This window comes from Trinickia sp. (assembly GCF_057351765.1).
In genome coordinates, this window is the sequence record NZ_JBMRBK010000063.1 from 83,790 (window position 1) to 99,539 (window position 15,750).

Sequence of the window (15,750 nt, forward strand, 5' to 3'; positions counted from 1 at the left end):
CCTGCTGAAACCCTTACCTGACAAGGGAGGGCATGAGGTGCAACCCTATCTCCAATTCGGTTGCACCTTTTTATTGGGAGGCGTACGATTCGCCCAACTTTTGATCATTGGCCGGCATCTGGCTGGCAAGCGAAGAATCATGGCTAGCACCACCCTTGGCGTCAAAGTCGACGATCTGCTCCGCACTAGGCTCAAAGAGGCGGCGACGCGGCTCGAACGCACTCCGCACTGGCTCATCAAGCAGGCCATCTTTGCCTACCTCGAGAAGATCGAGCACGGGCAACTGCCCCCGGAGTTGACGGGCGCAACCCACGCCGCCGATTTCGCCGACGCGGCGCCCGGCGCCGAGCATGACGACGAAGGCGCACCGCACCCGTTCCTCGATTTCGCGCAGAGTGTGCAACCGCAATCGGTGTTGCGCGCGGCGATCACGGCGGCCTACCGGCGGCCGGAACCCGAATGCGTGCCATTCCTTCTCGGCGAGGCGCGGCTGCCTGCGGCGCTCTCGGCCGAGGTCCGCAAGATGGCGGGGGGGCTCGTCGAGGCATTGCGCGCCAAGCGCACGGGCGGTGGCGTCGAGGGCCTCATCCATGAGTTTTCGCTGTCGAGCCAGGAAGGCGTCGCGCTCATGTGCCTGGCCGAAGCACTCCTTCGTATTCCCGACCGCGCGACGCGCGATGCGCTCATTCGCGACAAGATCAGCAAGGGCGATTGGAAGTCGCATGTGGGCCATGCCCCGTCGTTGTTCGTCAACGCAGCGACCTGGGGCTTGATGATCACGGGCAAGCTCGTCACGACGAACAGCGAGGCGGGGTTGTCGTCTGCGCTGACGCGTCTCATCGGCAAGGGCGGCGAGCCGCTCATCCGAAAGGGCGTCGATATGGCGATGCGCCTGATGGGCGAGCAGTTCGTGACGGGCGAGACGATTTCGGAAGCGCTGGCCAACAGCCGCAAGTACGAAGCGCGCGGCTTTCGCTACTCGTACGACATGCTCGGCGAAGCCGCCACGACCGAGGAAGATGCGCAACGCTATTACGCATCGTACGAACAGGCCATCCATGCGATCGGCAAGGCCGCGGGGGGCCGTGGCATCTATGAAGGCCCCGGCATCTCCATCAAGCTGTCGGCGCTGCATCCGCGCTACTCGCGCGCGCAGCAAGAGCGCGCGATGACCGAATTGCTGCCGCGCGTGCGCGCACTCGCGGTATTGGCGCGCCGCTATGACATCGGCCTGAATATCGACGCAGAAGAAGCCGATCGGCTCGAGCTCTCGCTCGATCTGCTCGAAGCGCTTTGCTTCGATCCCGAGCTTGCCGGCTGGAACGGCATCGGCTTTGTCGTGCAGGCCTATCAAAAGCGCTGCCCGTACGTCATCGACTACGTGATCGATCTTGCGCGCCGCAGCCGTCATCGCGTGATGGTCCGGCTCGTCAAGGGCGCCTATTGGGACAGCGAGATCAAGCGTGCGCAGGTCGACGGGCTCGAGGGCTACCCGGTGTACACGCGCAAGGTCTATACCGACGTCTCGTACCTCGCCTGCGCAAAGCGCTTGCTCGGTGCGCCCGATGCCGTCTATCCGCAGTTCGCCACACACAATGCGCATACGTTGGCGGCGATCTATCACCTCGCGGGGCAGAACTACTACCCGGGCCAATACGAATTCCAGTGTCTGCACGGCATGGGCGAGCCGCTCTACGAAGAAGTGACCGGACGGGACAAGCTCAATCGCCCGTGCCGTATCTATGCGCCCGTCGGCACGCACGAGACGCTGCTCGCGTACCTCGTGCGGCGGTTGCTCGAGAACGGCGCCAATACCTCGTTCGTGAACCGCATCGCCGATGAATCGGTGCCCGTCGCGGCACTCGTGGGCGATCCGGTCGAAGAGGCATCGAAGATCGTGCCGCTCGGCGCGCCGCACGCCAAGATTCCGCTGCCGCGCGATCTCTACGGGTCGGAGCGCGTCAATTCGATGGGTCTCGATCTGTCGAACGAGCATCGCCTCGCATCGCTTTCGTCAGCGCTGCTGGCCAGCGCGCATCACCCGTGGCGAGCGGCGCCGATGCTCGGCGACGGCGAGGCCGCGGCCGGCGCGGGGCGCGAGGTCCGCAATCCGGCCGATCAGCGCGATATCGTCGGTGTCGTCGTCGAAGCCACACGCGAGCATGTCGATGCGGCGCTCGTCCATGCCGTGGCCGCCGCGCCGATCTGGCAGGCGACGCCTGTCGAAGCGCGCGCCGATTGCCTCGCCCGCGCGGCCGATCTGCTCGAAGCGCAGATGCATACGCTGATGGGGCTCATCGTGCGCGAGGCCGGCAAGTCGCTCGCGAACGCGATTTCCGAAATTCGCGAGGCGGTGGATTTCCTGCGCTACTACTCCGCGCAGATTCGCGACGAATTCTCGAACGATACGCATCGCCCGCTCGGTCCCGTCGTTTGCATCAGCCCGTGGAACTTCCCGCTCGCGATCTTCATGGGACAGGTGGCCGCGGCGCTGGCCGCCGGCAACACGGTGCTGGCCAAACCAGCCGAGCAGACACCGCTGATCGCCGCGCAGGCCGTGCGCATCCTGCGTGAAGCGGGCGTGCCCGCGGGCGCCGTGCAACTGCTGCCGGGCGACGGCGAAACGGTTGGCGCAACACTCGTGGCCGACGCGCGTACGCGCGCCGTCATGTTCACGGGTTCCACCGAAGTCGCGCGCCTCATCAACAAGACGCTCGGCAAACGCCTCGATGCGGACGGGCGGCCGATTCCGTTGATTGCGGAGACGGGTGGACAAAATGCGATGATCGTCGATTCGTCGGCGCTTGCCGAGCAAGTCGTCGCCGACGTCATGCAGTCGGCGTTCGATTCGGCTGGCCAGCGGTGCTCGGCGCTGCGAGTGCTCTGCGTGCAAGACGACGTCGCGGATCGCACGCTCACGATGCTCAAGGGCGCGATGTTCGAGTTGACGGTCGGCAACCCCGACCGGCTGTCGACGGATGTCGGCCCCGTCATCGACCTCGAGGCGAAGCGCACGATCGATACGCACGTCGCCGCGATGCGCGAGAAGGGGCGCGCGGTGACGCAACTGCCGCTGGCGGAGAGCTGTGCGCACGGAACGTTCGTGGCGCCGACGCTGATCGAAGTCGACAGCATCGCCGAGCTCAAGCGCGAAGTGTTCGGGCCGGTACTGCATGTCGTGCGCTACCGCCGCAGCGAACTCGATCAATTGCTCGAGGAGATTCGGGCAACGGGCTACGGGTTGACGCTCGGCATCCATACGCGCATCGACGAGACGATCGCGCACGTGATTGCCCGTGCGCATGTCGGCAACATCTACGTCAACCGCAACGTCATCGGCGCGGTGGTGGGCGTTCAGCCGTTCGGCGGCGAAGGCCTCTCCGGCACGGGACCGAAAGCGGGCGGCGCGCTCTACTTGCAGCGCTTGTTGGCCAAGCGTCCGGCCGGCTTGCCGAAATCGCTTGCGTCTGTCCTCGTGTCCGATGCGCAGCCGCGAGAATCGAGCGGCAACGGTAGCGCAAATCCGCGCGCGGCACTGACGGCGCTGCGCGATTGGTTGATCGCCGAGCGCGAACCGGCCCTCGCCGCACGGTGCGACGGCTACCTGGAGAACATGCCGGTCGGCGCGACGGCCGTGCTGCCGGGGCCGACGGGCGAGCGCAATACCTACACGCTCGGTGCGCGCGGTACCGTGAGCTGCGTGCCAACGACGCCGAGCGGCGCGCGCGCTCAACTGGCGGCCGTGTTGGCCACCGGTAATCGCGCGCTGTTCTCGGGCGCGGCGGGCGAGGCGCTCGTTGCGGCTCTGCCGCCGCAACTGAAAGCGTATGCGAGCGTGCAACCGGGCGCCGATGCGCAGTACGATGCCGTACTTTTCGAGGGCGACAGCGACGAGTTGCTCGCGCTCGTGAAAGATGTGGCGCAGCGCCCGGGGCCGATCGTCTCGGTGCAGGGCGTCGCGACGAACGGGTTTGTCAACGGCAGCGATGAGGATTACGCGCTCGAGCGCCTCATGACCGAGCGTTCGGTGAGCGTGAACACGGCCGCGGCGGGCGGCAATGCGAATTTGATGACGATCGGCTGAGCGACCCTCTCGATCGGTTCAAAGCCGGAGGCGGTACGGCCAACCCGAGCCGCTCCACACCTACCTGGTACCAAGGAGAAAATATGCAGCACAAGATGAAACAGATGGCGGGCGCAACGGTTGTTGCGGCAATGTCGCTGGTGGGGACCGCACACGCGCAGCAAGCCGAGGATGTGAAGCTCGGGTTTGCGGGCCCGATGACGGGTGCACAGGCGCACTACGGCGCCGACTTCCAGAACGGCATTACGCTGGCTGTAGAAGAAATGAACGCGACGAAGCCCGTGATCGGCGGCAAGCCGGTGCGCTTCGTGCTCGATTCGGCTGACGATCAGGCCGACCCGCGCACGGGTACGACGGTCGCGCAAAAGCTCGTCGATGACGGCATCAAGGGCATGCTCGGCCACTTCAACTCGGGCACGACGATTCCGGCCTCGCGCATCTACGCGAACGCGGGCATTCCGCAGATCGCCATGGCGACGGCGCCCGAGTACACGCAGCAAGGTTTCAAGACGACGTTCCGCATGATGACCTCCGACACGCAGCAAGGCTCGGTGGCCGGCACCTTCGCGGCGAAGAACCTCGGTATGAAGAAGATCGCGATCGTCGACGATCGCACCGCTTACGGCCAGGGTCTTGCCGATCAATTCGCGAAGGCTGCCAAAGCGGCGGGCGCGACGATCGTCGATCGCGAGTACACGAACGACAAGGCGGTCGACTTCAAGGCTATTTTGACGAAGCTGAAGGCGGTCAACCCTGATCTCGTCTACTACGGCGGGGCGGATTCGCAAGCGGGACCGATGGTCAAGCAGATGAAGTCGCTCGGTATCAAGGCGCCGCTGATGGGCGGCGAAATGGTGCATACGCCGACGTTCCTGAAGATCGCGGGCGACGCCGCGGAAGGGACGATCGCGTCGCTGGCAGGCTTGCCGCTCGACGACATGCCCGGCGGCAAGGACTATGTCGTGAAGTACAAGAAGCGCTTCGGCAAGGATGTCGAAACCTACTCGCCGTACGCCTACGACGGTGCGATGGCGATGATGAAGGCGATGGAAAAGGCCAACTCGACCGATCCGGTCAAATACCTGCCTGTGCTGGCCAAGACGGATATGCAGGGCGTGACGACGAAGGACCTCGCATACGATACGCGCGGCGATCTGAAGAACGGCGGCATCACGATCTACAAGGTCGAAGGCGGCCAGTGGAAAGCGCTGCAAAGCATCGGCGGGAAGTAAGCCGGCTGAGTTCGAGCGTCTAAGGTAATCGCCCCGCGGAATGAGCGTTCGTTCCGCGGGGTTTTTTGCGCTCAGGCGAAGCGAGTGGCACGATGACAGTCAATCGGCGTCGCTGGCGACTCAAAGCAAGTCCGAGCTTGCCGCAATGAGCGTTGCCACGTTGCATCGCTACGCGCCCGCGGTTTCTGCCGTGTCGATGCTGCGTGACGACGGGCGGGGCGGCTTCGCACCCGCCGTGATGACGCGGGCAACGCCGCGCGGCCAGCGGCGCGCGAAAGAGCGGGCCAATTTTGTTTCGTGATCCGGTTCGTTGAATCCGCCGGGCGTCGCCAGCACCAAGCCCTTGAGGCGATCCATTGCACGCGGGCGCTCGACCTTTGTTTCCCAGATGGTGCCGACCAACTTCGAAATGTTTTCCATGGGAGGCGCGCCGCCCATGAACACCATCTCGGCAACTTCCGGTGGAACGCCCAGCATGACCGAAGCCAGTATCCCGCCGTTTATGAGTGGCGCCGCCGTGAAGGCCCTTGCGGACGAGCTGTTGCTCTGCCGGGAGACGAGCTCTTGAAGCGCTATATCGCGGGCAAACTGCATCTTTTCCGCTTCGTCGGCAAAGCCGCGCTGCGGTACCGGTATCTTGCCCTCGTCCATTAATACGAGCACGGCAGACTGCACTTGCTTCACAGCGGAGCGGAAATCGAACGGAATCGACAGCGCGAATCCCGTGGACAAGATGCCCCCGAGCGGCGCTTGCATGACCGGGTCCATGCCATTGGTCGTGATGACGAATCCAGTAGCGGTGGCGAATGGAGCGCCGGTGGCGGCCCCCTTCAAACCTGCGGTAAGCGCTCGTTTCGCATAGATGCGCCCCTCACCGTTAAGCACGCCGCGGCCCTTCAATAGATTGATCGCCACTTCGCGCAGGCTCTCCGCGCCGGTGAAAGTTTTGAGCGAGGGCGTCATACCGCTCGCCAACAGATCGCCTCGAGCCGTCTCCAACTCGCCGATGGCGTTATCCCCGATATCCGTGAGGAGGAGTAGGAATACCTTTGCAGCGCTCTCTGCGATGTAGGCAACGGTATTGCCCGACACGTGTTCGGGGAAGACTCTGTGGATCACGTAGTCTCCGCCGGAGCCGATCATCGACGAAAGGCTCAGCGAGGTCGCGGTATCCTTCCAGTCCGCCCGCCCCGAGTACTGCAACTCGGCAAGATCGACGCTCAAGAGCCGCAGGCGCTGATCGGCGATATGGTCTTTCAGTGAATCGAGCGTACGCTGGCCGATTTCAGGTACGACGAGCTCATAACCTGGTAGGTCCAATATCCCTTCTGCGAGGGCGCTGTTGGCGGGCGCCGGCGCGTCGCCCGCGATTAGATCGTGGAAGAATGGCCAAGCCACTGTTTCCTGGAACTCGAAAACGCGCTCCTTTTTGTCGGGGATTTTTCCCGAGACCTTGAAGTGTCCGATGATTTCTTCGGTGAGGTATGCCTCATGAGCGTCAACGGTCCAGGGGTTCTTCGCCAATATCGCAATTGGCAAGCCTTCCTTGGGAATGGGGAGAAGGCTAAGGGTGCGCGTGGGCAATTGCCCGAGCAATTGCACAAGAGCTTGGTCATTCGAATGTACCTTGCCCGTGCGATCGATGACACCCGCCAAGGTTTCGTAACCGGGCAGCACCGGTAGCGACTTTCCTTTCTTGAGGCGGTCTTCGATTGCTTCCGTGTCGGCAAGCTGTGCGGGCACGATTCCGAGTTTTTGTCTGTTGCGCGACAAATAATCGGCGAGCGTTTTTACCGCGGCGTCCGACGTGAATCCGGTGCCGACCGGCTCAGTCTCTCGACCTGTCCTGATCGAAGGCGCCGACGCGCGGACTGCCGGCCTGGGCGAGCCTTGCGCTCGCGGGGCCGGCAAGTTCGTCGCGCCGCTGAGTTCTTTTGGTCTGGGCGACGGGGCCGAACCCGCAGGCATGTCTTTGTCCGACTTGCCGATGCGGCCTTGTTCTCCGTCTCCCGACCCACCTGCTCCCGCATTAGGAATCCTAACCATTGCGACGACCACCCTTAAAATTGTCATACCGCCAGTTTGGGAAAACGGCTATGAACAAGTTGTCGAATAAAGTAAAGAACTCCACAGACGGCGTGCCGATCGAGCACCATCAACAGTGAAGCTTGGCGGTATTGTGGAGACGTTATCAACGCGTGGCTCGCTGTCGACGAAGCGAACCACGGCTCGACGAATAATCAATCTCGATTGCTTTGCGCGTGCGACCTTGGTTGCGGCTGGACTTCGCTAGCGAGAACGTCATTGCGCATGCGATCCCCCGCGTATCGGATCGACTTCTATTCGCGTGAGAACCGAGCGATGTCCACCGTGCTCAGGTTTTTCTTACTCCAGTTTCCGTCGACGCCTACCCCTCCATCGCACTCGAAAAACGCAGTAGACCATCCGTTAACGCAACAATCGAGGGAGTGCGCCGGAACAGGCAAGAACCTGCGATCTCGCGCAAACGTTTGCTTCGCCGATGCGACAGACCGATCGATGCCCATGACCCATTAACGGAAAGCCCAGACATGGATGATTTGAAAAAGAACGAACAGGAAACGGGGATTTCGCGGCGCACATTCCTTTATAGCCTTGGCGCGCTGGTGCTCTCGGCTTGCGGAGGGGGAGGTGGGACGAGTGCCGCCGCATCGGTGAGCCGCACGACGAGCACGGGCGCTGCCGCCGCGGGCGGAGCATTGGCGCATGTCGCCTCGGGCGCCACGGATCTGACGACGAGCGGCCAGTTCGTCCACCCCGGTTTGCTGCACACGCAAAGCGACTTCGCCCGCATGGCACAAAAAGTATCGGCACAGGCGTCGCCGTGGATCGACGGCTGGAACGTGCTGATTGCCAATAGCCACGCGAGTCTGTCCTGGACGCCGCGCCCGCAAGTCGAGGTTGACCGGGGCGGCACCGGCACGCAGAACTACCCGGTGCTCTATAACGACATCGCTGCGGCCTACGCATGCGCGTTGCGGTGGAAGGTGACCGGCGACGCGCGCTACGCCGACAAAGCCGTGCAGATCATGAACGCATGGTCGTCGACGCTGCAGCGGCTCGGCGGCGACTCCAACGTCGATCTGGCCGCCGGCATCTATGGATACGAGTTTGCGAACGCCGGCGAGATCATGCGCAATTACACGGGCTGGGCCGGTGCCGACTTCGCCGCGTTCCAGACGATGATGCGCAACATCTTCTACCCGATCAATCACGATTTCCTGAATCGCCACAACGGCACCGAGATCACGCATTACTGGGCCAATTGGGATTTGTGCAATCTCGCTTCCGTGATGGCCATCGGCGTGCTCTGCGACGATCACTCGCTCTTCGACGAGGCGGTCAACTATTTCCTGAACGGCCCCGGCAACGGCGCCATCGCGCAAGCGGTCTACTATCTGCACCCTGGCTATCTGGGCCAGTGGCAGGAGAGCGGGCGGGACCAGGGACACAATACGCTCGGCATTGCGCTCGCCGGGGCGATCTGCGAGATGGCCTGGAACCAGGGCATCGATCTTTATGGGCACGACAATAACCGGTTCCTCGCCGGTGCCGAATACGTGGCGAAGGCGAACCTGCTTCAGCCGGACGGCACGACTTACTACACGGTGCCTTACGTCACTTATTCGAACGTCGACGTGACGCAAACGGCGTTCTCGACCGCGAGCCAGGGCACGATCCGCCCATGCTGGGCGCTCGTCTACAACCACTATGTCAACCGCAAAGGTCTTGCCGCACCGTGGTCGAAGCAGTTCGCACTCAAGATCCAACCTGAGGGCGGCGGTGGAAACTACGGGCCGAACAGCGGCGGCTACGATCAACTCGGCTACGGCACGTTGACGTGCACGCGTGACCCTGTGGTGCCGGCGGCCGCGCCAAGCGGGCTGACGGCCTATCCTGCCGCCGGGCAAGTCGTGCTTTCATGGTGGGGCGTATCGAACGGCGCGAGCTACAACGTCAAGCGCGGCAGCAGTGCTGGCGGGCCCTACAGCACCGTCGCGACGGGCATCACGGACCCGCTGACCTACACGGACAGCCCGGCGGCGGGTACCTGGTATTACGTCGTCAGTGCCAGCACCGCCTCGGGCGAGAGCGGAAACTCGAACGAAGTCGTCGCCGTGACGACCCTTGTGTTGCATACCGATTTGACGTTCGACGAGACCGCTGGCACGAGCGCTGCCGATGCGAGCGGCAACGGCCATGCGGGTACGCTCGTCGGCGGGGCGTCGCACGGGACGGGGAAACTCGGCAACGCCGTCGTGCTCGATGGCGCGAGCGGTTACGTCAGTTTGCCGAACGATCTCGTTGCCGATGTATCGGACTTCACGGTCGCCGCTTGGGTCTACTGGACGAAGTCGGTTCGTTGGGCGCGCATCTTCGATTTCGGCGCGGGCCCGGGCCGCTATATGATGCTCACCCCGATGGGCGGCGCGGGATTGGTGCGATTCGCAATCACGACGAACGGCCCGTATGGCGAGCGCCGCATCGACGGCAAGGCCCCGTTGCCAACGAACCAATGGACGCATGTTGCCGTGACGTTATCGGGTACGGTGGGCACGCTTTACGTCAACGGTGTTGCGGTCAACAGCGCCACCGACGTGATCTTTGCACCGTGGCGCATCGGCGAAACGGCACAGAACTGGATCGGCCGCTCGCAGTTCTCGGCCGATCCGTATTTCTCCGGATCGATCGACGAGTTCCGCATCTACCGCGGGGCGATGTCGGCCGACCAGATCGCGACGCTTGCGCAAGGGGTGTGATCGACTGCTTGGCGTGATAGGGCAAAACCGAAATCATGCGACCTTCCCGGCTTGGCGGAGCTATGAGTTCTGCCAGGTCTCGTCGAGCGGCGCGAGCCGATAATCGGATCTCCCGGTTGGCAACCGGAGTGGCTCGTGCCGGTCCTCGATCGGAAAATTCGCCGTCGATGGTTCGGGTGTTTGCCAAGTGTTTTCTGCACACGGAGAGCGCCATGCCCATAACCGTAACGATTAGCACCTCTAGCGGCCTTTACCTCGCTGAATCGTCACAACAACAAGTCATCTTGAGCGAAAACGGCACGAGCCCGCGGAGCCAATGGAACGTCAGCGCGCTTCCCGGTGAGGGGAGCGCCGCGGCGCTCGCAGAAGCGGGGGGCGCCACTGTAGTTCCGACGGTCCACAGCAAGATTCAGAATGTGTACAGCACGTCCTTTCTGCAATTCAATCAATCTCAGCCTGCAAAAAATGGCCTGTATCCGGTATGGCTTACGGGCGGCCCAATGGACGCTACGACTTTCGAAATCGGCGCGATGTCATCGGTCAGCCCCATGCGTATTCAAGTGCCGAACGTGAACCCCAATCTGTTTCTTCAAACCGACGCAGTGTCGGTTTTCTTCGGTCCTACCGCGATGAACTGGGTCGTTCAACTCGTCACGTGAGCGCGAGTGCGCGACGCGCACGACTCAGCGGAACACGACCGTGTGATTACCGTGAATCAGCGCGCGGTCTTCGAGGTGATAGAGAAGGCTGCGTGCACGCACGCTTATCTACTACCGGAAGACGCTGGCGAAAAGTTCGTCGCGATCTTTCACCCACTTAGCGGGAAGGTCGCCATTCGCCTCCAGGGCCGCATAGAGCTCCCGAATCATCGCCTTATCTACCTTCCGCGCGGAGAACATCTTGTGGAGGGCCTGATGTCCGTGCATGGCGGAAATGCCGAATTCCCCGGCGAGAGTATGCATGCTGAGGTCATCTGTTACCACCACAGCTTCCCGAACGAGTGTGAACGCCAAAATCTCACAATCCGCCTTCGAAGGCGGGTTCTGGAAGCGCAAAGGGTCCGCAGTTACAGATTGCCGGAGAACGCTTGCCGCAGCCGCGAGTGCGGCCTTTTCATCGGCTGATAGTCGCACGCGCGTTGCGAGGCGCTCCTCCGCCAGATCTTCACCGCCGAACCAAGGAAAACGCTCCCGTAAGCGAGCGCTACGATAAAACTCGTCCTCAACGATAGGCATCACGGTGAGGTGATAGTTTTTCGATCCAAACGGCACGCCGAGGAGCGGCTTGATACGTTTGGCGAACCTCAGATAGGCGTTGGTATCAAGCAACAACAACGTCAAAGCGATAACTCCGCGTGAATTGCTGAAGCATCGCTTAGAGGAATATCGAGAATTTGGCTTACATAGGACGCCCCGATCGAACGCGTCTTGATCATGCCGCGCAACGCAGGAATCAATTGGCAATTGAAAATGCGTTCGCAAGCGGCCACATAGGTTTTAGCCGCAGGCGGCTCATCGTCAAACAGCACCTTGCTTAGTAGAGGAGTTGCATTCCCAGTTCTAAACCGGTGGATCGACTGTTCAGCCAACGGCAGCGCAGGAAGGTTGCTGTACGCCTGGTACTTCTTCACCTCTAGATAGACACTGTAGATGGATATCGAATGTTCCTCAGCATGCTGCTGTAAGGCAGCCAAAGCATGCCGTTCATCCTTTCCACTAGCTTTAGCGTAAGCTACCTTGGAGCAAGCCTCGGGAAAAAGAAGCGCCCCCGCTAGAGCATCCGCGAAATCTTCTCCCTCGTCCTTGCCGGCCAAACTAGGGGTGTACATGTGCGCAAGCTCGTGCGCCATCCAAAACTTAAAATCTTCTAATTTGGTATCGAGATTCAAGTAAATGAATGTGACGTCTTCCGCAGGAAGACATATGTGCAGGGCATTCTCATGGCGCTTTTTTTCGCCCCAAAGTACGGGAATGAGAACTGCTCCAGCCTCAACGAATTGCCCTATCAGATGGCTATACTGAAGGGGCGCCGCGAGTCCGATGCCGAGCTTTGCTCGTATGTCCGCGACAGCTTGCTGGAGGAATCCATAGTCAACACTCGGGGAATCCATCCTTGGCCGCAGTGACGGCCGAGTGGGCAGAAAGGGCACCGTACTTTTCAACAAGTAACCCATTTCCGCAGCGTGTGCCAGATGCGCGGCCGTCGTCTTCGTGCTGGCCCTTTTCCGAAAGGCAATAATCGGAGCTCCCGTTGCAGGAACCTCGACCAGTTTCTCAAAGGGTAGGCGCAAGAGTACCGACAGCCGGAGGAGCTTGTCGGGACGCGGGAAGTCCTTCCCCTTGAGCCAGTTTGTGACAGCCTGCGAGCTAACATCCAGGCGGCGAGCAAGCTCGGCTTGACTGAAACCTGCTTTAGCCAAAGCGTCTGTAACTGCTTCTCGCGACAGAGTTTTTTCCATAGTCTGCATTCTAGTTATCGACGCATCGGGCGTCAAGTTTTGTCAAGTTTCAGTCGTGGCATCGCTCTGTTACAGACCATTGACCTTCCAATTCAGCGCTCGCGGCCCCTTTACTCGTGGCTTCGCTGCCGTTACTGCCACCGTCGTTGCCCAAACGAACGGAGAGTGTATGAAGCTCGCTCAGGACTACCAGCGTGAGTTGTTGACAATGCTCGCCGAAAGCTACCCCCGATCACACGACATCCGGCGGTTGTTCAGCACCATGGACGACGACGCTATGCAGCGCTACGCCGCCAATCTCGTTTACCTAGAGGAACACGGCCTAGCCGAGAGCGCGATCACATACGGGCTCGACGGCCATATGTCGAGTGGCTCCCCAGATCACCGCCAAGGGAATGGACTTCCTCGCCGATAACACAAGAACGGAAGATCGAAGCGACATGGCGTTCTGTCGCGTACCTGCTAGCATTGGCAGCAGGCCTGCTGATCGTTCTGCCGTGTATCGATGCTCTACGGCCTGCGAGCGACTCGATGGCTCAATGGTTCCAACGGGCCGGTGCGCCGGTCACGGTATTTGCGTTCTTGGCGCGGAACAAAGCAAGCGACCTAGATGATCTGATCACTCCAGGGAGGTTCGGCAGCGCGGAGCTTATAGCGCTGAGATCTCGGTATTTTCCGAAACAGAAGCGAGGTCTATGGATCGCAACCTGCCTCACGATCATTGGAACCATCGTGTGGGCCTACGGCGATCTCCTGCTCGACAACGTTGCGCACCTAGTCTCTGCGGCCGCATAAATTCGCAATGCTTCCATGATTCGTATCATCCTTGATACACATCGACCCAGGACACGACGGCCACGCGCACGTAGATGTGTACCGTCAAAGGCTGGATGTCAGTAGACAATCTTGGACGACCAGTTATTTTCCGATACAAAACCTGCTGAAAATCACCCCCAACAGATCGTCCGAGGTGAATTCGCCGGTAATCGAATTGAGCTCTTCCTGCGCGAGGCGCAGCTCCTCGGCAAACAGATCGAGCGATTGATTCCCGGCCTCGCCGTGCTCCGACGCGAGCGCAAGATGATCCTGCGCCGCGCGCAGCGCACGCAAGTGTCGCTCGCGTGCGAGATAAACGCTCTCCGTGCCCGCCTGCCAGCCGGCGATACGCAATAGCTCAGCCCGCAGCAAATCGATTCCTTCGCCTTTTTTCGCCGAGAGCCTCAGCTCGCATACTTCGCTATCCACTTCGGTCGCACCAAGCCGATCGAGCGTCGGCGCCAGCTCGGTCAAATCGGTCTTGTTCAGCACCCGCACGACCGGCACGCCCGCCGGAAAGCGCGCGGCAATGGTTGTGTCGTCGGGCGTCATGCCCGCACGCGCATCGAGCAGGTGCAGGACGACATCGGCCTTTTCTATCTCGTTCCATGTCCGCGCGATGCCGATTTTCTCGACCTCGTCCTCGGTATCGCGCAGCCCGGCGGTATCGACGATATGCAGCGGAATACCTTCGATCTGGATCGTCTGCGCGACTTTGTCGCGCGTCGTACCGGCAATCGGCGTCACGATGGCGAGTTCGGCGCCCGCAAGCGCATTCAGCAAAGAGGACTTGCCGACGTTCGGCTGCCCCGCTAGCACGACGGCGAGTCCCTCCCGCAACAGTGCGCCTTGCTTCGCTTCGCCAAGCACCTGAGCGAGCCGCTCGCGCATGTGCGCGAGCTTGCCGCGCGCATCGGCCGCCTCGAGAAAATCGATCTCTTCCTCGGGAAAGTCGAGCGTCGCCTCGACGAGCATCCGCAGCGCGATGACTTCCTCGACGAGCGCATGAATGTCGCGCGAAAACGCCCCCTCGAGCGAACGGCCCGCCGAACGCGCCGCGGCCTCCGTGCTCGCCTCGATGAGATCGGCGACGGCCTCGGCTTGCGCGAGATCGAGCTTGTCGTTGAGAAAGGCCCGCCGCGTGAATTCACCGGGCTCGGCAAGACGCAGACCGAATGTCTCGCCGGCATCGAGGCAGGACTGCAGCACCAGTTGCAGAACGACCGGCCCGCCGTGCCCCTGCAACTCGATCACATCTTCCCCGGTGTACGAATGCGGCGCCGGGAAATAAAGCGCAATGCCGCGGTCGAGGACCTTGCCGCCGGCATCGAGAAACGGCACATAACTCGCATGACGCGGCTCGAGCATCTGCGCGAAGAGCGCGCGCATCAACGCTTCGGCGGCCGCACTGCCCGCGCGGCCGCACGAGATGCGGACCACGCCGATTCCGCCGCGCCCCGGCGCGGTGGCAATGGCGACGATCGGATCCGAATCGGTAGCGAGCATGGTCATCCGGCTAATGCAGTGAGAGAACAGTCTTGCGTGCTGCGTTACGCCTCGCGCGACGCGGTGCAACGTCCAGGGGACGAGCACGGCAAGAGCGGCATTGTAGCGCGCCGTCGCCGCACCTTTCGGCGGTGTCCCACCGTGGACCGCGGCGCTCCTACCATAAATTAGATTTATCTCAATCGGGATAGTGTATTCTTCAGACGGAGTGAAGGTGCGATCACCGCGTCCGAGGTGAAACGCCCGTTCCAAGCGGGAATTCCTTGAAGAACTGAATTCCCTTGGCACGCGGGCTATCTACGCGATCTGGCTAAAACCGCGTTCCTGCAGGCTAAAACTGTCGTGAGTGGTTGTCTTCTTTACTCCGGCTCGATTGCACAATTTTGCGATGCCTACCGCAGAAGAGAAAGCGGCGTTCTCGGAACGCCTCAAATTTGCCCTGCAGCGCAGCCCAGAGAAAGCGACGGGTGGGACGCAACTCGCGCTGCAGTTCAATTTGCGTCATCGCGGCGCCAGCCCGATCTCCCCGCAGACCGCGCATAAATGGCTCACGGGCCGAACGATCCCCACTGCCGACAAACTCGCGACGCTCGCCGATTGGCTGCGCGTCGATTTGCACTGGCTGCATTACGGGCCGGCGCCGACAGCATCGGCGCGTACGACGCCTAAACCGCTGCCGCGCGATGAAAAGTACCCGCTGACGCCCGAGACGATCGAATTGGCCTCGAAGATCGAAGCGCTTTCGCCGCATCACCGCTATCTCGTGCAAGAGCTGATCGAACAGTTCTACGGCGACGGCTCAGAGTCGTAGTCCTCGGGAACCCGCCAAAAAAAATCGCCCGGTCCGCAACTTCA

10 protein-coding genes are annotated in these 15,750 nt (G+C 61.6%); 6 read left to right on the forward strand and 4 right to left on the reverse strand.

The window, feature by feature from the left end; all coding sequences use genetic code 11:
- Positions 1 to 139 precede the first annotated feature (139 nt).
- Both putA and ACO1XS_RS17380 read left to right on the forward strand, forming a co-directional pair.
- Complete coding sequence (gene putA, locus ACO1XS_RS17375; protein ID WP_486391246.1) at positions 140 to 4,084, forward strand: trifunctional transcriptional regulator/proline dehydrogenase/L-glutamate gamma-semialdehyde dehydrogenase; 3,945 nt, start codon at positions 140 to 142, stop codon at positions 4,082 to 4,084.
- 83 nt (positions 4,085 to 4,167) lie between these two features.
- Positions 4,168 to 5,316 (forward strand): branched-chain amino acid ABC transporter substrate-binding protein, encoded by a 1,149-nt coding sequence (locus ACO1XS_RS17380; protein ID WP_331573532.1) that lies wholly within the window; start codon positions 4,168 to 4,170, stop codon positions 5,314 to 5,316.
- Between the two features lie 168 nt (positions 5,317 to 5,484).
- Here ACO1XS_RS17380 and ACO1XS_RS17385 read toward each other — a convergent pair whose 3' ends face one another.
- Complete coding sequence (locus ACO1XS_RS17385; RefSeq protein WP_486391247.1) at positions 5,485 to 7,284, reverse strand: hypothetical protein; 1,800 nt, start codon at positions 7,282 to 7,284, stop codon at positions 5,485 to 5,487.
- Positions 7,285 to 7,886: 602 nt separating this feature from the next.
- On the opposite strand from ACO1XS_RS17385, the gene ACO1XS_RS17390 reads away from it, so the two are divergent.
- Both ACO1XS_RS17390 and ACO1XS_RS17395 read left to right on the forward strand, forming a co-directional pair.
- Complete coding sequence (locus ACO1XS_RS17390) at positions 7,887 to 10,115, forward strand: LamG-like jellyroll fold domain-containing protein (protein WP_486391248.1); 2,229 nt, start codon at positions 7,887 to 7,889, stop codon at positions 10,113 to 10,115.
- A 212-nt stretch (positions 10,116 to 10,327) separates the two neighbouring features.
- The gene (locus ACO1XS_RS17395; RefSeq protein WP_331573528.1) at positions 10,328 to 10,774 is read left to right on the forward strand and encodes a hypothetical protein; all 447 of its coding nucleotides are present in this window, start codon (positions 10,328 to 10,330) and stop codon (positions 10,772 to 10,774) included.
- Positions 10,775 to 10,885: 111 nt separating this feature from the next.
- Here ACO1XS_RS17395 and ACO1XS_RS17400 read toward each other — a convergent pair whose 3' ends face one another.
- Positions 10,886 to 11,455 (reverse strand): hypothetical protein, encoded by a 570-nt coding sequence (locus ACO1XS_RS17400; RefSeq protein ID WP_331573527.1) that lies wholly within the window; start codon positions 11,453 to 11,455, stop codon positions 10,886 to 10,888.
- Complete coding sequence (locus tag ACO1XS_RS17405) at positions 11,452 to 12,573, reverse strand: helix-turn-helix transcriptional regulator (RefSeq protein ID WP_331573526.1); 1,122 nt, start codon at positions 12,571 to 12,573, stop codon at positions 11,452 to 11,454. The genes ACO1XS_RS17400 and ACO1XS_RS17405 overlap by 4 nt, the downstream gene beginning before the upstream one ends.
- Before the next feature lie 169 nt (positions 12,574 to 12,742).
- Here ACO1XS_RS17405 and ACO1XS_RS17410 point away from each other — a divergent pair, with 169 nt between their 5' ends.
- Positions 12,743 to 12,988, forward strand: coding sequence for a hypothetical protein (locus ACO1XS_RS17410; RefSeq protein WP_331573525.1), 246 nt, complete (start codon positions 12,743 to 12,745; stop codon positions 12,986 to 12,988).
- A 503-nt stretch (positions 12,989 to 13,491) separates the two neighbouring features.
- Here the strand turns inward: ACO1XS_RS17410 and mnmE are convergent.
- The gene (gene mnmE / locus ACO1XS_RS17415; protein ID WP_486391249.1) at positions 13,492 to 14,895 is read right to left on the reverse strand and encodes a tRNA uridine-5-carboxymethylaminomethyl(34) synthesis GTPase MnmE; all 1,404 of its coding nucleotides are present in this window, start codon (positions 14,893 to 14,895) and stop codon (positions 13,492 to 13,494) included.
- Positions 14,896 to 15,283: 388 nt separating this feature from the next.
- On the opposite strand from mnmE, the gene ACO1XS_RS17420 reads away from it, so the two are divergent.
- Positions 15,284 to 15,706: a transcriptional regulator gene (locus ACO1XS_RS17420; RefSeq protein WP_173261296.1), complete on the forward strand. Its 423-nt coding sequence runs from the start codon at positions 15,284 to 15,286 to the stop codon at positions 15,704 to 15,706.
- Positions 15,707 to 15,750: the final 44 nt, after the last annotated feature.